Below are 20059 nucleotides of genomic sequence, written 5' to 3'. Positions count from 1 at the left end.
CGGCGATGGAACAGAGCCGGCTGCCGCTGCCGCTCACCGCCGGGGTGCTGTTGCTGCTCGGCGCGGGGGGGCGGATTGCGCTGCACGCGCACCCCAACGTCGAGACCGTGATGGTCGCCACCTTCCTGGCGGCAATGCTGCTGCCCTTCGCGTGGGCGGTCGCGGTGACGATGGGGATGATGCTCCTGAGCGACTGGTGGCTCGGCTATCTCTGGGGCTCGCCCATCATCGCCTTCACCTATTCCGGCTTCCTGCTCGTCGCGCTCGCGTCGCGCCGCTGGCGCCCGCAGATTGGCGGGCGGCTCTCGCCCGGGCTGGCGATGCGCTTCGCCGGCGCGGGGGTCGTCTTCGCGGCGGTCTACGACGGCTGGACCAATTTCGGCGTCTTCTGGCTCTGGTGGGCGCACACGCCGGGCAACCTGCTGGCGGTCTACACACTGGGGCTGCCGTTCATGCTCTACCACCTGCTCTCGAGCATCGTCACCTTCACCCTCGTCGGGCTCCCGCTCTGGGTCGCGCTCTCGGCTCCGGCCGAGGGCGAGGCGGCGTCGCCCGCGGGCGACGCCGCCCGCGACTGAAGCGCATCCGGCTGACCTTTATATCGCTCATGGGGCAGGCAGGCTGATGTCCCCGGGGCGGCTTGTTACATTGTTGTTGGCGCTGCTGCTGCTCGCGCCGCCAGTCGCGCTGCCCGGCCCCACGCTGCCGCTCGGGGGCTCGCTGCTGGGCACGGCGGGCGCCGGGGAGCCGCTGCCGAAGTGGGGCTTCTACGTCTACATGGCGGGCGACAATTCGCTCTCCGAGGAGGCGGCCGACGACCTGTTCGAGATGCAGGCGGCCGGCTCGAACGGCGGCCGCGAGGTGGTCGCGCTGGTCGACCAGTCGGGCGACAGCGACAGCCGCGCCTACCGCGTGCTGCGCAACGGCCTCGAGGAGACGCCGCTGGCCGACATCAGCAGCGGCTGGGGCGACGAGCTGGACATGGGCGACCCCGCCACGCTGCGCGATTTCCTGGCGTGGGCGACGACGGAATACCCGGCGCAGGAGCGCATCCTGGTCATCTGGAACCACGGCAACGGCTTCAAGCGCGTCGCCGAGGACGGCGGAAGCTACCTGACGGTGCCAGAAATCGAGGGGGCGCTCGCGGAATACCGCAGCGCGACCGGCCACGGGCCGCTGACGCTGGTTGGCTTCGACGCCTGCCTGATGGGGATGTTCGAGATTGCGTACGAGTTGCGCGAGCACGCCGCCTACATCCACGGCTCCGAGGCGTACGAGCCGCAGGAGGGGTGGACCTACAACCACCTGCTGCCGCTGCTCGGCGCGGAGACGAGCCGCGAAGAGATGCTCGAGGTAGTGGTCTACACCTACGTCGAGAGCTACCGTAACGGCTCGATCCCGAGCGGCTACTCGGTCACCGCCTCGGTCATCGACACCGCGCAGCTTGAGCCGCTCAACACCGCCATCTCCGACTTCGGCCACGAGCTGCGCGCGGTGCAGACGCTCTACCGCGACGAGGTGAACGACGCCCGCGCCAATGCGCAGGTGTTCGAGAACAGCTACTACCGCGACCTGTACGACCTGACGCTGCGCACCGCCGAGTGGACGCCGTCGCCGGCGGTGCGGCTGGCGGGCGACCGCGTGCGGCAGGCGCAGGCGAACGCCACCGTCGTCGAGGACCACTGGACGATGCCGGGCCGCCGCGACGTCAGCGACGCGTACGGTCTCACGATTTACTACCCCGCCTCGACCCCGTCGTCGCGCTACTTCGACCTCGCAGCCGCCGCGGAGGGCGGCGGCTGGCGCGCCTTCATCGACGCGCTCAACTCCGAGCTGCCGCAACCACACGCGTCGCTCGCCGCCAACGCGAGCGCCGACGGCGCCAACATCACGCTCAGCGGCAGCTACGCTGGCGATGCCGCCCGGCTGGAGCTGTTCCTGCAGGACGGCGACGGCAACATCGTCGCGCACAAGGAACACGCGCTCAGCGGAGGCGGCGGCGGCACGCTCCCCGCCGTCACGCTGCGCCCGGCGCGCTCCGGCAGCTACCGGCTCGATGCGCTGCTCTACGACGGCGACGGCTGGCTGCAGGACCACCTCATCGCGGAGGGCCTGGTGGTGGACCTGCAACTGCCGGACCTCGTGGTGGAGTATTTCACAAATTTCCCGGGTAAATTATTCGGCTCGCCACAACACCAGCAGGTCGGTGACGATGTATCGTTTGATGCTACAATCTACAACCAGGGGTCAACTGTAGCCGAGAACGTAACCCTGGTGTTCGATAACAACGGCCAGCCGAACCTGTTTGAGGCCGGCAATATTTTGCCAGATGAAAGAATTATCTTAATAGCTTATCAGAATCAGTTCAGTTTCCATGGACTGGTTATGGTCAAAGTCGTCTCTTCATGGCAGGACTACGATTCCACAACTGATTACAACCAGACGCTTGAGGATTACACCGGCCCCTACCACGCTTCGCTGACGGTGCAGTCCGAATCAGGCGACGAAAACCCGGCCGACAACTCCGCCAGCCTTGATTTCACATTTTTCCCGGTTGAAGCGCATGACTATGAAATTCAGGTCGAGACCCTGGTCCCATCCAGCTTTGAGGACGGGGGATTCAGCGGGCTCGAGGTTAACTTGAGCACAACTGGTTCCAAGCCGCAGTCGTATGATTCTGGTGAAGTGTTCCTGAACCTGCCGATGGGATGGGAAGCGGAGCAAATGGCAGTTTACACTACCCTTACCGAGTGGTATGTCCGGAGACATAACCTGTCATCCAACATTATAGAATGGCCGGGCGGGGGAGAATACGACATTTCGTATCTCTCCTTCTCCGGTGGCGAAACCACCCGCATCCGCATCACCCCCGCGCTCGAGAGCGTCGCCGGCCCGCACGAGGTGGGCGTCTCGCTGGTTGACCGCAACGGCTTCCCGGCCGGCAACGCGAGCTTTGCGGTGAACGTGCCGCAGTATCACGGGCTGCGCCTTTCGGCGTCCGAGCGCGAGGGCGGCGGCTGGTCGCTTTTCGTCACCAACGCGGGCAACGGCCCCGAAACAGTGGTGCTGACGAAGGCGCTGCCGGAAGGCCTTGCACTGCACCTCTCGGAGAGCTACATGCAGCTGGCATCGTTCGAGACGCGCGAGGTACGGCTACTCGGGGTCGCTGGGGCCGACGGCAGCTACAGCGTCAGCTTCAGCGCCAGCAGCGTGGAGCAGCCGGGGGTGCAGGTGAACCTCACCTTTACGCTGCGCGTCGGCGACGAACCCGGCTGGGGGCTGCCGCTGCTGCTCGGCCTGGCGGGGGGCGGTATCGTGGCATGGGCGGTTGCGCGACGGCAGCTGCTGTAACGCAGGCGGCGGCGCCCCCGCACTTTTATTTACGCGCGCGACCCCGTCCCGGCCGTGCTCCGCTATGTCGTAGTCGCGATGCTGCTGCTCATGTCGGGGGCGCCGGCGCTGCCGGCGCCCGCAGCGCCCGAGTTCACCCCGAACTATTTCGACGGCGACGGCGACGGACTCGATGACCGGCTGGCACCGCTGGTGGCGCGAGGCGAGGCTGTCGACATATTCCTCGTCTTCGACGTGGCGCCCGGCTCTGAACAGCGCCGGGCGCTCGGCGCGCTGGGGCTGGCATCCAGCTACGAGTCGCACTACCTGCCGGTCTGGCAGCTCGACGACGTCCCGGCGCACAAGCTGGGCTGGCTGACGGCGTTACCGAGCCTCAAGCTGGTCGAGTGGCAGGCCATCTACTACCCGCTGCTCAGCACCTCGGTGCCTGCGGTCAAGGCGCGCGACTCGTCGACCTACGATGACGTTGCGTGGGACCGCGGGTTGCAGGGCGCAGGCGTCAATATCGCCATCCTCGACACTGGCGTCGACAATGAGCACGAAACTTTCGAAGGGCGGTTCATTGCGGGAGTGGACTGCGTCGGCGGCTGCAACGCCTACACGACCGAGGAGGACAGCGGCGGCGACCCCGACGACCGTAACGGCCACGGGACACACACCGCCTCGACCGCGCTGGGGACCGGCGGCGAAACCGACGACGATAGCGACGGTGAGCCGGACTACATGGGAGTCGCACCCGAGGCACGGCTGGTCGACGTCAAGGTGATGACCGACCTCGGCGCGGGCGGCAATGTGCTGCAAGGCATCGAGTGGTGCGCCGACCACGCCGACGAAGACTGGGGCTCCGGCACCGCCGGCATCCAGGTGATGTCGATGTCGGTCGGAACCAGCGGCGGCAGCGACGGTTCTGACTCGGTTTCGCAAGCGGCCAACGCCGCGGTCGCGGCTGGTATCGTAGCAGTGGCGGCGATGGGTAACGACGGCGACAACGTAGTCCCCGCACCGGCAGCGGGCGACTGGGTTATCGCGGTCGGCGCGACCGACGACCAGGACACGGTCGACCGCGACGGCGACCCGGTTGCAAGCTACTCTAATTACGGGCCGCGCCAGAGCGACGGCGACGACGACCGCTGGGATGAGATGAAGCCCGACGTCGTCGCGCCCGGAAGCGGCATCCGCGCCGCGGCGGGTGCGCCGGCGCCATTTACAATTGCGACTGATGGCTACACCACCATGGACGGCACATCCATGGCGTGCCCGCACGTAGCGGGGCTGGCGGCGCTGATGTTGCAGGACGACCCCGGACTGGAGCCGGGCAGCAGCCAGAACGAGGTGATGTGGCGCATGCGCAATTTCTCTGAGCCGTGGGGCGCTGCTTCCGAGCCGGACAACAGCTCGAAATACAACTACTACTCCGGATGGGGCTACGTCGACGCGTGGGAGTTCGTGAACATCGCGCAGCCCGACGGAAGCATTGCGGCGCTCGCGGCCGAGCCGGACGCGCCGGCCGAAGGCGACACGGTACGTGTCAGCACCACCGTCGAGAACAGCGGTGACGCGATGCTCGAGGAAGCGACGCTAACGCTCCACGCCGACTCGACGCAACTTGGCTCAACCACGGTGCCGGAGCTAGGCCCCGGCGCGACGTTCGACTGGGGTGTCGACTGGGAGCCGGTACAGGGCGATTACACGCTGCTCGCCAAGGTCTCCGCCGACGGGGATGGCAACAGGGGCAACAACGAACTCGAGCTGGAAGTCAGCGTCGCGCCACCCCCGCAAGGCGTCGACCTGGCACTGGCGGCGCTCGCGACCGATCCGGCGGAGCCGGTCCACAACGAACCGGTCACGGTGACGGTGACGGTGCGCAACCAGGGCGACGAGCCAGCCGACAGCTTCGAGGTGCGCTTCTACGAAGGCAGCAGCCGCTTCGCGACAGTTAGCGGCAGCGCGCTGGCAGCCGGCGGCGAAATGGAAATCGCCGCCGAGTGGACCGCCAGCGAAGGCAACCGCTCGCTTTCGGCACGCATCGTCAACGTCGAGCCGCAGGACCAGAATTCGGGTAACGACGAGCGGTCGCTGTCGGTCAGCGTCGCGCCGCCGCCCGATGAGCCGGACTTCGCCGCCGCTGCGCTGGAAATCGACGGCACGCTACAGGAAGGCGTGACAGTCACCATCAACTTCGTCGTCCGCAATCTCGGCCAGACCGATGGCGAGGTGGATGTGGCGCTCGAGCTGGACGGCAGCGCGCTCGAGGCGTGGGATGGCCTTGCGGTGGACGCCGGCGCCGAAGAGGTGCTCTCGGCCGACTGGGAAGCGACGGCGGGCGACCACCGGCTGGCGGTGACGCTCTCGGGCGCTGACCCGGCCGAGGCATCGACCGCTAACAACGAGGCCGAATTCGATTTCGCGATTGAGGATGCTGGACCGCTCTTCAGCGTCGAAGCCATCTCGACGAGCCAGCCGATGACGCAGGGCGTCGCGGCGACCGTGACCGTCACGGTCGCCAACGATGGCGGAGCCGACGGGAGCGTCACCGTGCAGCTGGCGGAATTCAGCGGCGCCATCGGCGAACAGTACCTCGAGATTGACGCCAGCAATAGCGAGCAAGTGGCGTTCAGCTGGACGCCCGCGACCGCCGGCTCAATCCAGCTCACCGCGACCGCCGACGAGAGCTCCCGCCAGGCGATAGTCACGGTCGTCCCGCCTCCGAACGAGCAGCCGCTGGCGGTCGCGCAGGCGATGCTGCCCGGCGGTGGCTGGACCGCGGTCCAGCTCGCCGCCGTGACGGGGCAGGAAGTCACATTCTCGGCCGTCGGCTCGAGCGACCCCGACGGGGACGACGTGCAGCTGGCGTATGCGTGGAGCGTCGTCAACGAGGGCGGGACGCCCTTCAGCCAGCAATCGATGGCGAGCTTCACGACCATCTTCAACACGGCGGGAACCTACACCGCCACGCTCACCGTCACCGACGAGCGCGGGGGCGTCGCGACCGCGGCGGTCAGCGTCGTCGTCAGCCCCGCCGTAACTGGCACGGGTGGCGGTGGGGACGACGGGGGCAGCTGGGTACGGCTGCTGGGGCTGCTGCTGCTCGCGACGGTTGTGCTGGCGGGCGGTGCGGTGGCGTGGAACCGGCTGCGCGAGGATGAGGATTATTTCGATGATTTCGATGACGGCCAGCTCGAGCTGGCGTGCCCCGCCTGCCAGAGGCAAATCAGCGTCGCGACTCCGCAGCGGCCGGTCCAGCTGGGCTGCCCCCACTGCCAGTCGCAGTTCGTCCTGCGCGAGTAATCCACTCGCAAAGCTGGCCTTTAAGTGGGGCCGGCACGACTGGCCGCTGGAGGCAGCAGCGTGGTCGAAATGCGTGTGGAACTGGCGGGGCTCGAACTCGCCAATCCCGTCCTGCTCGCCTCGGGAATCCTTGACTCGACGCCGGGCATACTGGCGCGAATGGCCGACTCCGGCGCTGGCGCGCTCGTAACCAAATCCATCTCGCTGGAAGCGCGCCCCGGCTACGCCGGCCCGACGGTGGCGGAAGTCGCGCCGGGGACCTGGATGAACGCAATGGGGCTGCCCAATCCCGGGCTGGCCGAATTCCTCGACGAATTCGACCTGCGCGGCGGCACGGTGCCGGTTATCCCCAACCTCGTCGCCGACACGCCCGCGGAGTTCGGCAAACTGGCCGCGGGCGTCGCCGGGGCGGGCGCGAAGCTGGCTGAAATCAACCTGAGCTGCCCGCACCCGCAGGCGGCCTGGACGGGGCTGCTGACCGCGCAGGACCCCGACGCAGCGGCGGCGGCGGTCGCTGCCGCCGCTGCGCATTTGCCGGTCATCGCCAAGCTCTCGCCTAACGTCAGCGACATCGGCGCCATCGCCGTCGCTTGCGCCGAAGCGGGCGCGGCTGCGATTAGCGCTATCAACACGATGCCGGCGCTCGACATCGATACCGAGCTGGAAGCGCCGGTGCTCGGCAACGCCTTCGGCGGCCTTTCGGGGCCGGCGCTGCTCCCCATCGGCCTGCGCTGCGTCCTCAGGGCGGTGCGCGCGCTGCGCGACGGCGGGCACGCGACGCCGGTCGTCGGCATCGGCGGCATCACCAGTGGCGCCGACGCGGCGAAATACCTGCTCTGCGGCGCGCAGGCGGTGCAGGTCGGGACCGCGCTGGGCGGAAACCCGGAGCGGCTGGGCGAAATCGCCGCCGAGCTGGGCGACTGGATGGAAAGCAAGGGCTACGCCACGCTCGAGCAATTCCGCGGCAACGCCCTGGAGTGGCTGCCGTGAAGCGGCCCGTCGCGGCCGAAATCACGGAAATTGACAATCGCACCAGTGTCGGCCACTCGCTCTGGCTGGCGCCACGCGTGGGGTGGGAAGCGCAGCCGGTGCCGGGGCAGTTCGTGATGGTCGCGCTGCGCCAGCCACCGGCCGGCTTCGGCCGCGAAGTGTGCGACGCGGTGCCGATGTCGGTCGCCGGCTGGGAGCCGGGGCGGCTGCGGCTGACGGTCAAGGACCTCGGCCCGACCACGAAGGCGCTGCTGGCGTGCCGGCCCGGCGACAGCCTCGCCGTCACGGGGCCGCTCGGCCACGGCTTCTCGCTCGACGCGCGGCACCCGCTGCTGATGGGGGGCGGCGTCGGGGCGCCGCCGCTGCTCTTCCTGGCGCAGGCGTTCGCCGCGAGCGGTGTCGAGCCGCTGACGCTGCTGGGCGGCGCGACCGCCGCTGAAATCTTCCACCGCGACGAATTCCCCGGCCGGGTCGAAATCGCGACCGACGACGGCTCGGCCGGCCACCGGGGATTCGTGACTGACCTGCTCGAGGGGCGCAGCCCCGACATGCTCTACAGCTGCGGTCCCGAGCCGATGCTCGTCAAGGCCTTGGAATGGGCGCTCGCGAGCGGCATCCCGGCCGAGCTCTGCCTCGAGCGCTACATGGCGTGCGGTGTCGGCCTGTGCGGGGTGTGCACGATTGACCGCGACCTCGTCTGCCAGGACGGTCCTGTGCTCAGCGGCGAGCAGCTTGCGGACTCGGTCGAGTTCGGCAAAGTCGTCCACGAGGCGGGCGGCGTCGTGCGCCGCCTCTGAGCGGGCGGGAGGTCGCCTGGCGGGGACGTGGCTTCAGAGCCGCATGGTGCGGAACGCCAGCGTGCCGACGCCGAGCAGGGCGACGCAGAAGCCGCCCAGCACCGCGAGGTCGAGCGCCAGCCCGAACTCGTTGAACGCCTCGACGGGGAGCAGCGTGTAGCGGATGGCGTCGACGGCGTAGCTGACCGGGTTGGCGACCGTCGCCCAGTAGAGGTAGGGCGCCTCGTTGACCAGGTTCTTCTTCAGGAAGAGCGCACCGCTGAGGAAATACATCGGGAACACGACTAGGCTCACGACCAGCGAGAACCCCTCAGGGGACTCCATGCGCGAGCCGATAATCAGCCCGATGGAGGTCATCGTCACCGCCAGCAGGAACATGAAGAGATAGACGATGGCGAGGCTCTGCACGGTGTAGGTCGCTTCGGGGAAGATGAAGTATCCTAAAACAACGATTATCGTGACTTGCACCATCGAGTCGGTGACCCCGCCCAGCACCTTGCCGAGGAAGATGGTCGAGCGATGGAGCGGCGCCGCGAGCACCTCTTTGAGGAAATCGATTTTCCGGTCCCAGACGATGTAGAGTCCGTAGAATACCGACTGGAACAGGACTGTCATGCACAATATTCCGGGAAATATGAAGGTATCGTAACCGACCCCGCCAAAGCTCTCGTCGTCCACGATGGAGGCGCCGATGCCCTTGCCGACCACGACGAGCCATAATAGTGGTGTCAGTACACTCCCGACTAGCCGCGAATACTCGCGGAAGAAGACCTTGACTTCGCGCAGCCAGATGGCGTAGAGCCCCGAGAGCTGGCTCATCGGTTCACGCTCCGCACGCGATGCATGTGCTTCGCGACGCCTTCGGCACCCTCGTTGCGAATGTCGTGACCGGTGTAGTGCAGGAAGACGTCGTCGAGCGTGGTGTTGCGGACGCTGAAGCTGGCGATGTCGCCCGCCGCGGCAAAAATAGCGGGCAGGTTCTGCGCCACATCCTGCACCGCGACGTCGAGCCGCCCGTCGCGCACCTCGCAGCGGCTGACGCACTCGAGCGCTTCCAGCGCCGCTACGGCTGCCGCGGCATCAGCGACCTCGAGCTGGACCGTGTCCCCGCCGACGACCGCCTTCAATGCCGTGGGGGAATCAAGCGCGACGATGCTCCCGAAATCAATGATGGCGAGGCGGTCGCAGAGCCGGTCCGCCTCCTCCATGTAGTGCGTCGTCAGGATAATCGTCACACTCCGTTCGGCGACAATCGACTCGATGTGCGCCCAGATGCGCTGTCGCGTCTGCGGGTCCAGCCCGAGGGTCGGCTCATCGAGGAACAGGATGCGGGGGTGGTGCAGCAGACCCCGTGCCAGCTCGAGGCGGCGGCGCATCCCGCCCGAGTAGGTGCGCACGAGGTCGTGCTCGCGCCCCTTGAGCTGCACCAGCTCCAGCGCCTCCTCGATGCGGCCCGGGATGACTGCGCGCGGGACGCCATACATCAGCCCGTGCAGGTAGAGGTTCTCGTGGCCGGTCAGGATGTCGTCGCTCGACGGGTCCTGGAACACGATGCCAATCTGCTCGCGCACTTTCGCCGGCTGCTGCACGACGTCATAGCCCGCTACCGAGGCGCTGCCACCATCGAGGCCAAGCAGCGTCGCCAGCATCGAGATAGTAGTGGTCTTGCCGGCGCCGTTGGGGCCGAGCAGGCCGAAAATTTCCCCTTCGGCTACATCGAGGTCGAGGTTGTCGACCGCGACCAGCTCGCCAAAGCGCTTCGTCAGCCCGTGGGTCTCAATCGCTCCCATCGGCGCGCCACCCGACACGGGGATTTAAGGCGCGGAGTCGTGCAGCGCCTGCACCGCCAGCGCTACCCCACCAATGGTCAACACCAATCCAATTGCGAGGTGTCCAAACGTGCTGTCGGCCCAGTGGTACCACACCAGCATCGTCATCAGCCCGACGAAGAGCGACAGTGCCGCCATCAACTTGCGCAGGAACGGGTTCACACCGCTCGAGCGTGGACGCCCTTAAAACGGGGGCGCCATCCGCCGGCCGATGCGGACGCTGACTGTCGTCATCCCGACGCTAAACGAGGGCGAATCCATCGGTCCCACCATCGACGCCATTCCCCGCGACCTGAACTGGCTGGAAGTGGATATCATCGTCGTGGACGGGAACTCGACCGACGCCACCGCGGCCGAGGCGGAGAAGCGCGGCGCGCGCGTAATCAACGAGCCGCGCAAGGGCTACGGTCGCGCCTACAAAACGGGCTTCGCCGCCGCGACGGGCGAGTTCATCGCGACACTCGACGGCGACACTACCTACCCGGCCGAAGTCATCCCGCACGTGCTGGCGCTGCTGCTCAACCGCGGGCTGGACTTCATCACCTGCAACCGGCTCTCGATGATGGACTCCAACGCAATGTCGATGACCCACAAAGTGGGCAACTGGTCGCTCACGCAGGCGACCAATATCCTGCACGGAATCCACATCCACGACTCGCAATCCGGCATGTGGATTTTCAGACGACAGATATTAAAAGAAATCCAGCTCACCAGCGACGGGATGCCGCTCTCGGAAGAGATAAAAATCGAGACCTTCCGGCGCGGGCTGAATGTGCTTGAAATCCCGGTCGAATACCGCGCGCGGATTGGTGACGTCAAGCTGAATACCATGGAAGACGGCATCCGCAATCTCTGGTTCCTGCTGACCAAGATGGCGGACTTCCGGTGAAGCGTCTCGACTGGTATCTCGCCGTCAACCACGGCTACACACACGCCGTGCTGCTCGGCATTCCCGTACTCATTCTGGGACTGGTGGCGACCGACGGCTGGACGCGCGTGGAACTGGTGCGCTGGTTCGCGCTGGGCGGGATGGCGTACGGCTTCGGCGCCTTCCCCGCCGGCTGGCTCGCGGCGCAGCGCCCCGGCGAGACCATGACGGGCGGGCTGGCGCTCGCGGCCGCCGGCCTTGTGCTGGCGGCCGCGTCGCCCGCGCAAACCGGCCCCGCGCTGGTCATCTGCGGCGCCGGGCTGGCCGCCTACCACCCGGCCGGGATGGCAGTGCTGGCCGAGGCTTACCCCGACGGCACCGGCCGCGCGCTGGCGCGCAACGGCGTCGGTGGCAACATCGGGCAGGTTGCCGGCCCGTTGCTCGCCGCCGCGTGGGCGTGGCCGTGGATCGGCCCACAGGGCGTGCTCTGGATTTTCGCCGCAGGAGCGGTAGCGACACTGCTGCTCGGGCTCGGCACGGTGCCGGCGCCCGCGGTTTCCGCCGTGCGGGGGCGCAGCGCGCTGCTGGCACTGCTGACGCTGCCGGTCATCGCGCTGCAATCCGCTTCGACGCTGAACGGCTTCGCGTTCCGGTCGGTGATGGTCATCACGCCGCTCGAGGTCGAGGATTTCCTGGCTGCGCTGGAGGTGACCCCGCAAGGCGCCGCGCCGACGGTCGCCTTGCTGATTGCGGTCGCGACCGTCACCGGTATCCCCGGCACGCTGGCGGCCGGCCGCGCCATCGAACGGTATGGCGCCGGCGTGGTGATTTTCGTCGCCGCGTTGGGGGTGCTCGCCGGCGCGACGCTGCTGGCGGGTGGCCTGACGGGGGCGCTGCCGGGCGGGCTCTGGCTCGCGGCGGCAGGGATGGCGGTTTTCGGCGCGTTCACCTACGGCAGCCAGCCGGCGCTGAACACCCGGCTGGCGGAGCTGACTGATACTGAAGGGCGCGCCGTGCTCTACGGCTTCACCTTCGCGCTGCGTTTCGGACTCTCGTTCGGCGCGCCGCTGCTGGTGCTGGCGGTGCAGTGGGAGGCACCGCAGGTGATGGCGGCGCTCTGCGCGCTGGCGGTGCTGCCGTCAGCGTGGGCCTGGAAGCAACGCTAATTCCGTAGCACTGCGCCTACTTGCCTTCGAGCGCGAACCACTCCCAGTCGGAGCGGCCATCCTTCTCGACGCGGTCGAGTTCGCGGTCGCAGTCGGTGTTCTCGATGTTGCCGCAGTTGGCATCGGCGAAAGTATTGGTAAAGTGGATTACGACGGTGAAGTCAACCTGCTCGTGCTGGCGGAGAGTTTCCTTGTCGAGCGGGATGGTGTAGTCTATGCTATTGCCGTACTGGACGCCCTCGTCCTTGAGGTTCCAGGAGTAGGTGTCGCCAGAGATATTGAAGAAAATGCGCTGGACGAGGTTGTCCTCGTCGTTCCAGTCGGATGAGGAGCGGCCGCCGGAGGGGGAACAACCGCTGACGGCGCTATTCCAGTAGCAGCCGTTCCATTTGTTAGCCTCGTAGTTGTCGTCGCAGTCGCCGTCGCAGCTGTCCTTGTTGTTGTAGTCCGAGTTCTCGAAGTAGAAAATATCGAAGTAACCGTTGGCGACCGGGAACACCAGCTCGCCTCCGGGTCCGGCCGAATCGGTGAAACTGAGCGTTACCTGCGGGTCGCTTGCGAACGACTCGGTATAGCGCGAGTCGTCAAAGGTACCACCGAAGAAATTGACGATTCCAATCGCGTAGTCGGCGTTGCGCGAGATATCCATGCTCACGGAATCGCTCGCGTCGCCGGCGCTGACGGTGATAGTGTATTCACCGTTGGCGACGAAGAAGTCAGTGACCGGGATGGTCACGGTACCAATTCCCGCTTTGGAGTAGCTGAAGCTGCCGTGCGCGCGTACCTCGTGGTCGTAGCTCACCGCGTAGCTGCCTGAGTCGGTCGCAAGGCGGCCAAGGGTGGGCGAAGTCAGGTAGACCTTGAACTTGAGTTCCTCGTCGAGCGGACCGAAGCCATCGTAGTTGGCGGCGATGGTCACCGAGCCGACGCCGCTGTAGAGGCCGAAACTGGTCGAGACCAGCGAGGCGACCAGCAGCAGCAGTACCGCGAGGACGGCTGCCACGCTAATCCGGAAGGTGCGCACCGGCATACCGAATATGGTCTCCTCGTAATCATCGTCCCAGTCTTCATCCCAGGATTCGTCAGCTGACATCGCGTAGCGACCCCGGACTACTGTTCTTATAGGTTTCGACTTCAGGCTGCGGGCGACCTGACCTCGGGCACCAGGACCTCACGCCGCTGCAGGAGCGGCAGGACATCCTGCTTCAGCACACCCTCTGCAATCAGCGCCAGCACCCTGTTCTTGATTTGGTAGGCCGGCATCGAGCCGACGAACATGTGGGTGAAGAACATCTTGGTCTCCTCGTCGAGAGCAGCGTAGCGGATGAGCGAGGAAGGCATGAACATCAGCAGGTGCCACGCCACCTTGAGCCACTCCAGGTCGTCGCCCCACTTGTTGCGCCACGCGCGGTGGTACTCCATCAGCTCCACCTTGGAGAATTTATCGCTCTCGAACAGCCTCTCCAGCGTCTCCGCAGCCAATCGCCCCGAGTCGAGCGCGTAGTAGAGCCCCTCGCCCGAGAGCGGCGACACGAAACCGCCGGCGTCGCCGATGACTATCATCCGGTCGCCGGCGCTCGGCTGCAGCCCCATGCCGACCGGGATGTTGGAGCCGGCGAGCATGTCGCGGCTGACTTCGAGGTTGCGCGGGAACCACCCCTGCTCCTTGAGCGTCGCGACGTAGTCGAGCAGGTACTGCCGCTCGTCCCACTCCGGGTTCTCCGCCTTCGCGCGGCGGATGGTTGAGCGAGGGCAGCCGATGCCGACATTCAGCACCGTATCCTTCGAGAATGACCAGCCGTAGCCGTCAAGCCCGTTGTACTTGATGTGCGCCATCGAGATGCGCTCGGGGCCGTAAACTGCGTCCATGTATTCGCGGCCGACCTCGATTTCGAAATAGAGCGCGGTCGCGATATCCTCGTCGGCCCACTTCATCGGCAGCCCCTCGTCGGCGCGGATGCGGCGTGCGACCATGTCGAACGCGCCACCAGCGCCGATGATGACTTCGCTCTCGAGCTTGCTGCCGTCGCGCAGTTCGGTGACGACCTTGTCGGGCTCGACCTGGAAATCCTTCACCGCAATACCCTCCATCAGCGTCGCGCCCGCCCCAACCGCGTATTCGACCAGCTTGTTGTCGAAAGTGAAGCGGCGGATGTTGTAGAAAAACGGCGTTTCCTGCGTGTAATCGACGGCGAGGCCGTCCGGCCCGTAGACGATACCGCGCGTGCACTTGCTCTCGAGGAAATCGTCCCAGTTCTCAACGATGTGGTCGAACTCCTCGATATGCACGCAGAGGCCGCCGCCGCACGCCTTCTCGCGCGGGAACTTGGCGCGGTCGACCAGCGCCACCGAGCGCCCCTGTTTTGCGAGGTAGTATGCCGCCGTAGCGCCTGCCGGTCCTGCCCCTTCGACGACGACGTCGTACCTGGTCACGCCTGTTCCTGCTTGCGATAGCGGGTAACGTAGCCGGAGATACGGTTGCGCATGGAGATGGAGCTGACGTCGGTCAGCTCGGCGACCTGCAGCTTGTTGTGGTCGAAGTCATCGGTAAAGCGGTCGCCGTGGTTCTTCACCAGTTCGATGGCGATGCGCTTGATGTAAGTCGGCCTGACCTGACCCATGCAGCCGCGGCACCCGCGCCCTATATAAATACGCTGCGGAACGAAACGCCTTAAGCCCGCCTGCAATCGACGGCCATGCTCCACGAGGCTTCACGCATTATCGGGTTGTCGGTCTACACCCGCCGCGGTGCTCACCTCGGCACAGTCCATGACGTGCGGCTCGATACGACCTCGCGCCGCATCGACAGCCTCTACGTCACCGGCACCGAGCCGCGGCTGGTCCCGGACGGCGCCAGCATCATCGTACCCTACCGCTGGGTGCAGGACCTCGACGACGTGGTCGTGCTGCGCCACTTCCCCGAACCGCTCGAGTTCGGCGAGACCGCCGAGGTCGCCGACGCGGAAATGGAATTCGAGGAGTAGCGCCAATGGAGCTGCTCACCGAGCGGCTGCGGCTGCGCTCCTGTCGCGAAGAGGACCTGAAGCCACTGGCGGCCGCCATCGCCCCGCCGGCGGTCAGCGACTGGCTCTGCAATTTACCGCGGCCCTACACGCTCGCAGACGCGCGCGAGTTCATGCAGCGCACCGCGGCGCCTGGGGCCGGATGGGAAGGCATCATCGCGCTGCGCGACTCCGACGCGCTCATCGGCGGTGTGCGGCTGACACAGTCAGCCGCGCCGGGGGAGCAACCCGTGCTCGCCGCCCCGTCCGCGCCCGCCGAACGGCAGCAGCCCCGCGAGGCGACGCTCGGCTACTGGGTCGCGCGCGCGCGCTGGGGCAAGGGCTACGCGACCGAGGCGGCGTCCGCACTGCTGGCGTGGGGCTTCCGCGAGCTGAAGCTCGAGCGCGTCAGCGCCAGCACGCTCCCCGGCAACCGCCCCTCGCAAGCGGTGCTGCGGCGGCTCGGCTTCGCCTACGTCGGGATGCGGCTGGCGGAGACCGGGGCGTGCGGCCCGCAGCGCGTGCCGCACTACCTGCTCGAGCGGCCAACACATTGATTTACTACACCCGCTCGCGAAGCCGGCGGGCCCGTGGGGTAGCTTGGCATCCTTGTGGCTTTGGGAGCCATTGACTCTGGTTCAAATCCAGGCGGGCCCACCAGCGCGGAAGTGGTTAAACCGGCGGAGGCTCGCCAGCCGTGATTGACGCCGACTACCTCCGCGACCGCCGCGAGTTCTGTGTCGGCCTCGCCGTCGTCGTCGCCATCTTTGTGGCCTTCGCGCTCGCGTATGCGCTGAACGACGGCAGCTGGGGCGCCGCGTCCGACGGCAGGATTGGCGACGCGGCGCATTATTGCGAGCGAATCACGGCCGGCTTCATCCGCGAGCCGGCGAACACGCTATCGAACATCCCCTTCGTGCTGGTCGGGCTGTGGGTGCTGTGGCGGATGCAGCACGACCCGGTCGCGGGGCGGCCATCGCTGGCGACCCGCAGCTGGTTCACCGCCGCCTATGGCGGTGCGTGCATCGCGGTCGGCGTCGGCAGCTTCGCGATGCACGGCTTCAACACCGACTGGGGTGGGTGGCTCGATCTCAGCGGTATGATGATGTACATCACGATGCCGGTGTTCTACAACTTCGCGCGCTTCCTCGGCTGGGACGAACGACAATTCCTCGCGGGCTATCTCGGGACCAATGCATTGCTGAGCGTGCTGCACTGGCAATACGGTATTGGACTCTTTGTCTGGGGTTTCGCAATTGCCATCTGGCTGGCGCAGGAGACTGCCATCCGCTACCAGCGCCAGCCGCTGGCAATCTTCCTCGTGCCGATTACGGGGATACTTATCCTCTTCAATTACAATCCCGTCGATTTCGTTCGCGAACAGGTCGGTGTCATAATCATAATTTTCATGCTACTGCTGGCGTGGTTCCTCTACCAGCTCGACGAAATCAGGCTACAGCGGACCTACTCGCCTTACTTCTGGGGCGGCTTCGCGGCATACCTGCTAGCAAGCTTCATCTGGCGAGCGAGTCAGCAGGGGGGCGCGCTGTGCGAGCCGGACACGCTGCTGCAGGGGCATGCGCTGTGGCACCTGCTGGGCGCGGTCGCGATGTTCTGCTTCTACCACTACTTCCGGACCGAGACGAGCGACGCGGCATGAGCCGCCAGCGCGGCGTTATCTTCGACCTTGACGGCGTGATTGTCGATTCCTCGGCGTTCCACTTCGGTGCGTGGCAGCGCTGGGCGCGCGAGAGCGGCATCGCCGAAAAGGTGGACGAAGGCTGGTTCCGTGAGCATCACGGCCAGCGCAACGACGCCATCATCACCGCCACACTCGGGCCGCTGCCGGCGGCGGAGCTGGAGGCGCACGCGACACGCAAGGAGCGCCACTACTGCAAGCTGGCGCGCGGCCGGCTCGCGCCGCTGCCGGGCATCGCGTCACTGGTGGCGGCGCTGCGGCGCGATGGATGGCGGCTCGCGATTGGCACCTCGACGCCGCGCGAGAATCTGGAGCTGGTGCTGGCCGAGATGCCTTTCAGCGACGCGTTCGCGGCCGCGGCGTGCGGCGATGAAGTCCCGCACGGCAAGCCGGCGCCCGACGTCTTCCTCCGCGCCGCGGAGCTGCTCGGGCTACCACCCGAGCGATGCGTCGTGGTCGAAGACGCGCCTGACGGAGTCGCGGCGGCGCACGCGGGCGGCTTCGCCTGCCTGGCGGTCGCAACGACGCGGCCGCGCGAGCTGCTGGGCGCAGCGGAGCTGCTGCTAGACTCGCTCGCGGAAGCGACGGCGGAAGCGGTCGCGGGATTGCTGCGCTGACGTCTGAAAAACGCCGCCCCCATTTTAAATACTGGTCGTCAGCCATTCTGGGCGTGCGCGACCCACACCTCTTCGGCCTGTAGCGCCTTGGTTGCGGCGGGCTGAATGCGGCGGTAGACCTCGCCCGGCCGGCGCGGCTGCCCGTTGACCTCGAGCAGCCGCGCGACCGGCAGGCCGAACTCGCGCTCGTTCTGCCGCAGCAGCGGCTCAACCACTGCCCAGTCGGCGCTGGTGAACGGCGCAAAGTCGCCACCGTTGAGCTGGTCGGCGGTGACGCGCTGGTGCGGGTCACGGACGTAGATAGCGCCGCCCGACGCCAGCGAAAACAGGTTGCCGCCCGGGTAGGGCGTCGGCAGCTCGCGCAGCTCGCCGTCGTCATCCCACTCAAGGCCGTTCAGGATGACGAAACCGCCGTCGTTGAGCGGGTCGCCCGCCATGAACGACTCCGCCAGGTAGTCGAGACAGGTGCCGTTGATGACTACGCGCGGGCGGCCGACCGAGTTAATCAGCGGACGGCCGGCGGCGTTGCCCTGAACAAAGACGTGGCCGCCCTTGGCACCGTACATGAATGTCTGGCCGACATCACCGTGGACTACCAGCTCACCCGACTTCAGAATCTGTCCCAGTTGGTCCTGTCCGTTACCGTGCACCACGACGCGTGCGCCGTCCATCCCCGAGCCAAGGTAGTCGCCAGACGAGCCGTAGACGTCAATGCAGATGTCGCCGCTGTCGGGGCCGAAGGCGTTGGCGATGAAGCGGTGGCCGTGGCAGCCGTAAACCAGGAAACGGCGCCAGCCGCCGCGCATCATGTCGGCGACCGCAATTGCCAGCGACTTGGGGCCTTCGATGTCGAAGCCGCGGGCGTCGAGCACGGCTGTGCGGCCGTCCGGGGCGCCGCGACCAGCGCAGTATGCGTCGCACTCGGCGTCAGCGACCGCACCGAGCAGCCGCTCGAGCGACTCATCGACGAGCGCCAGCAGCGAGCTGCGGCGCAGCTCGCCGGTCGGGTAACGCCGGTCGAGCAGAAGCGTCAGCAGCGCGATTGCTTCGCCTCGCAGCCGTTTTTCGACTTCGTGCAGGAAGCCGCGCAGCTCGCCGTAGCCCCACTGCAGAACGGCTTGCCGGAAGGCGGCGAACGCCTCCGCGGCCGGCGCGTCGGCGGCGACGCCAGCCTCGCTCGCTGGGTGCGACGCGAGCGTGTGCGGCTGCGGCGCATCACCGAGAGTGATGCGCTCGCCGAACTTGTTGGTGCACTGCAATCGGAAGCGGTCGCCGTCGGGGACGACCGAAAAGATGAACGCGCCGCCGTCGGTGTGCGACCCGCCGCGCGCGTTCCAGTAGCGGTCGGCGCGCGGCCAGAAGCGGTTATCGGCTTCCGAGAGCGACTCGAGCGCGGCGTCGATTACCTGTTTCTCGGATGCGGCAAAGGCAATCTGCGCCTCGCCCTCCTGTAGCGCGAAAACCTGCGGGCGCAACATGCTGGTGTCGGTGATGCCGATGAGTCGCCACGCTTCCGGCACGGACTGCGCGATTATGAAGAACCACGGCCCGTCGGGCGAACCGTGGATGTGGGTCGCCTGCAGCTGGTCGTAGAGCTCCTGCCGGTCGGGCGGCAGCAGCGTGAAGTCGCGCTCGGTCGTCGGCGCCAGCGACTCGATGACCCACTCGAGCGGGTAACCGTAGAGCCGGTGGTGCAGGTCGAAGACTTGCACCGAAACCTCGGTGTCAGTCTGGAACAGCGGTCGCAGTCCGCGCTGCGCGAGATAGTCGCAGACCGCCTCGTAATTGGCGAAGTCGCCATTGTGGACCAGCGCCTCGTTCAACCCAACGAAGGGGTGTGCCCCGCCGGGGTGCCACACCTTGCCCTTTGTGGGGTAGCGGTGGTGGCCAATCCAGACATGTGCACTCAGATTCTCAAGCTGGTAGCATCGAATGACGTCGTCCCCATAACCGACCATCTTCAGGACTAGGAGGTTACGACCATGACTCAGGACGAAAGCCTGTGTTCCACGGTCACCCGCATAGAAATGAGTGTTGAGCCGGAAAGATGTCTGGAATACGTACTCGTCAGCTAACTCACGCTCTGTTGGCGGAAGTCCGTGCGGCAACTCGACGGCCTCGGCGAAAGTAGCCAGCATCCCGGCACGAGGGCGCACGAAATAGGCTGCCACATCTGGTGGCCGTACCTCGAGTCCCTCGATACTGTCCCAGTCTTCGCTGACAGGGAATTCATGGACATGGTCTATCTCGTAGGCATTCTTGACAAACAACTCCACTTCCTTGCGGACAGAAGCATCAAGGTATGCCACAGCGAGCAGGTAGTCCTGCTCCAGTGTCCCTCTGTCAACACCCAGCTGTTCTGAATCAAGACCCACTGCAGCGATGCCACCACCTTTTCCGTTACCGCGATTGCGCATCTGTTCAAGCGATTGTAGCATATGGCGAGCTGCTA

18 protein-coding genes and 1 tRNA gene are annotated in these 20059 nt (G+C 66.4%); 12 read left to right on the top strand and 7 right to left on the bottom strand.

Features of this window, described 5'->3' with window-relative positions; genetic code table 11:
* Positions 1 to 5: 5 nt before the first annotated feature.
* From QGG57_05885 to QGG57_05865, 5 genes are all read left to right on the top strand, one after another.
* A complete protein-coding gene (locus QGG57_05885; GenBank protein MDP7007696.1) occupies positions 6 to 578 on the top strand; it encodes a hypothetical protein in 573 nt (190 codons plus the stop codon).
* Positions 579 to 624: 46 nt separating this feature from the next.
* Positions 625 to 3351, top strand: a complete 2727-nt coding sequence (locus QGG57_05880) for a clostripain-related cysteine peptidase (GenBank protein ID MDP7007695.1) — start codon at positions 625 to 627, stop codon at positions 3349 to 3351.
* A gap of 54 nt (positions 3352 to 3405) precedes the next feature.
* Positions 3406 to 6639, top strand: a complete 3234-nt coding sequence (locus QGG57_05875) for a S8 family serine peptidase (protein ID MDP7007694.1) — start codon at positions 3406 to 3408, stop codon at positions 6637 to 6639.
* A 69-nt stretch (positions 6640 to 6708) separates the two neighbouring features.
* A complete protein-coding gene (locus QGG57_05870) occupies positions 6709 to 7629 on the top strand; it encodes a dihydroorotate dehydrogenase (GenBank protein ID MDP7007693.1) in 921 nt (306 codons plus the stop codon).
* The gene (locus tag QGG57_05865; protein ID MDP7007692.1) at positions 7626 to 8426 is read left to right on the top strand and encodes a dihydroorotate dehydrogenase electron transfer subunit; all 801 of its coding nucleotides are present in this window, start codon (positions 7626 to 7628) and stop codon (positions 8424 to 8426) included. Before QGG57_05870 ends, QGG57_05865 begins: the two co-directional genes overlap by 4 nt.
* 33 nt (positions 8427 to 8459) lie before the next feature.
* On the opposite strand, the gene QGG57_05860 is transcribed toward QGG57_05865, so the two are convergent.
* From QGG57_05860 to QGG57_05850, 3 genes are read right to left on the bottom strand one after another with little or no spacing between them, the layout of a single operon-like run.
* Entirely contained in the window at positions 8460 to 9245 is a 786-nt protein-coding gene (locus tag QGG57_05860; GenBank protein ID MDP7007691.1) for an ABC transporter permease, read from the bottom strand.
* Positions 9242 to 10216: an ATP-binding cassette domain-containing protein gene (locus QGG57_05855; protein MDP7007690.1), complete on the bottom strand. Its 975-nt coding sequence runs from the start codon at positions 10214 to 10216 to the stop codon at positions 9242 to 9244. The genes QGG57_05860 and QGG57_05855 overlap by 4 nt, the downstream gene beginning before the upstream one ends.
* Before the next feature lie 24 nt (positions 10217 to 10240).
* Positions 10241 to 10417: a hypothetical protein gene (locus QGG57_05850; GenBank protein ID MDP7007689.1), complete on the bottom strand. Its 177-nt coding sequence runs from the start codon at positions 10415 to 10417 to the stop codon at positions 10241 to 10243.
* Positions 10418 to 10466: 49 nt separating this feature from the next.
* Between QGG57_05850 and QGG57_05845 the strand changes: the two genes are divergently transcribed.
* Positions 10467 to 11144 (top strand): glycosyltransferase family 2 protein, encoded by a 678-nt coding sequence (locus QGG57_05845; GenBank protein ID MDP7007688.1) that lies wholly within the window; start codon positions 10467 to 10469, stop codon positions 11142 to 11144.
* Positions 11141 to 12289 carry an MFS transporter gene (locus QGG57_05840; GenBank protein ID MDP7007687.1) on the top strand — a complete coding sequence of 383 codons (1149 nt, stop codon included), beginning with the start codon at positions 11141 to 11143 and terminating at the stop codon, positions 12287 to 12289. Before QGG57_05845 ends, QGG57_05840 begins: the two co-directional genes overlap by 4 nt.
* 16 nt (positions 12290 to 12305) lie before the next feature.
* Here the strand turns inward: QGG57_05840 and QGG57_05835 are convergent, their stop codons facing one another.
* The 3 genes from QGG57_05835 to QGG57_05825 are packed head-to-tail and all read right to left on the bottom strand — an operon-like array spanning position 12306 to position 14910.
* On the bottom strand, positions 12306 to 13382 hold the full coding sequence (locus QGG57_05835) for a hypothetical protein (protein MDP7007686.1): 1077 nt from the start codon (positions 13380 to 13382) through the stop codon (positions 12306 to 12308).
* Between the two features lie 41 nt (positions 13383 to 13423).
* Complete coding sequence (locus QGG57_05830) at positions 13424 to 14722, bottom strand: geranylgeranyl reductase family protein (protein MDP7007685.1); 1299 nt, start codon at positions 14720 to 14722, stop codon at positions 13424 to 13426.
* Positions 14719 to 14910 (bottom strand): 30S ribosomal protein S17e, encoded by a 192-nt coding sequence (locus tag QGG57_05825; GenBank protein ID MDP7007684.1) that lies wholly within the window; start codon positions 14908 to 14910, stop codon positions 14719 to 14721. Before QGG57_05825 ends, QGG57_05830 begins: the two co-directional genes overlap by 4 nt.
* Before the next feature lie 75 nt (positions 14911 to 14985).
* Here QGG57_05825 and QGG57_05820 point away from each other — a divergent pair, with 75 nt between their 5' ends.
* The 5 genes from QGG57_05820 to QGG57_05800 all read left to right on the top strand — a co-directional run bounded on the left by QGG57_05820 (position 14986) and on the right by QGG57_05800 (position 17607).
* Positions 14986 to 15273, top strand: a complete 288-nt coding sequence (locus QGG57_05820; GenBank protein MDP7007683.1) for a PRC-barrel domain-containing protein — start codon at positions 14986 to 14988, stop codon at positions 15271 to 15273.
* Positions 15274 to 15278: 5 nt separating this feature from the next.
* Entirely contained in the window at positions 15279 to 15848 is a 570-nt protein-coding gene (locus QGG57_05815; protein ID MDP7007682.1) for a GNAT family N-acetyltransferase, read from the top strand.
* A gap of 27 nt (positions 15849 to 15875) precedes the next feature.
* Positions 15876 to 15951, top strand: a tRNA-Pro gene (locus QGG57_05810).
* Positions 15952 to 15988: 37 nt separating this feature from the next.
* Positions 15989 to 16951: a ceramidase domain-containing protein gene (locus QGG57_05805; GenBank protein ID MDP7007681.1), complete on the top strand. Its 963-nt coding sequence runs from the start codon at positions 15989 to 15991 to the stop codon at positions 16949 to 16951.
* Complete coding sequence (locus QGG57_05800; GenBank protein ID MDP7007680.1) at positions 16948 to 17607, top strand: HAD family phosphatase; 660 nt, start codon at positions 16948 to 16950, stop codon at positions 17605 to 17607. Before QGG57_05805 ends, QGG57_05800 begins: the two co-directional genes overlap by 4 nt.
* Before the next feature lie 38 nt (positions 17608 to 17645).
* On the opposite strand, the gene QGG57_05795 is transcribed toward QGG57_05800, so the two are convergent.
* Positions 17646 to 20045: a glutamate synthase gene (locus tag QGG57_05795; GenBank protein MDP7007679.1), complete on the bottom strand. Its 2400-nt coding sequence runs from the start codon at positions 20043 to 20045 to the stop codon at positions 17646 to 17648.
* Positions 20046 to 20059: the final 14 nt, after the last annotated feature.

The sequence above is a fragment of the Candidatus Poseidoniia archaeon genome (assembly GCA_030748895.1).
Classification (GTDB): domain Archaea; phylum Thermoplasmatota; class Poseidoniia; order MGIII; family CG-Epi1; genus UBA8886.
This window is presented reverse-complemented; position numbering and strand designations above follow the sequence as displayed.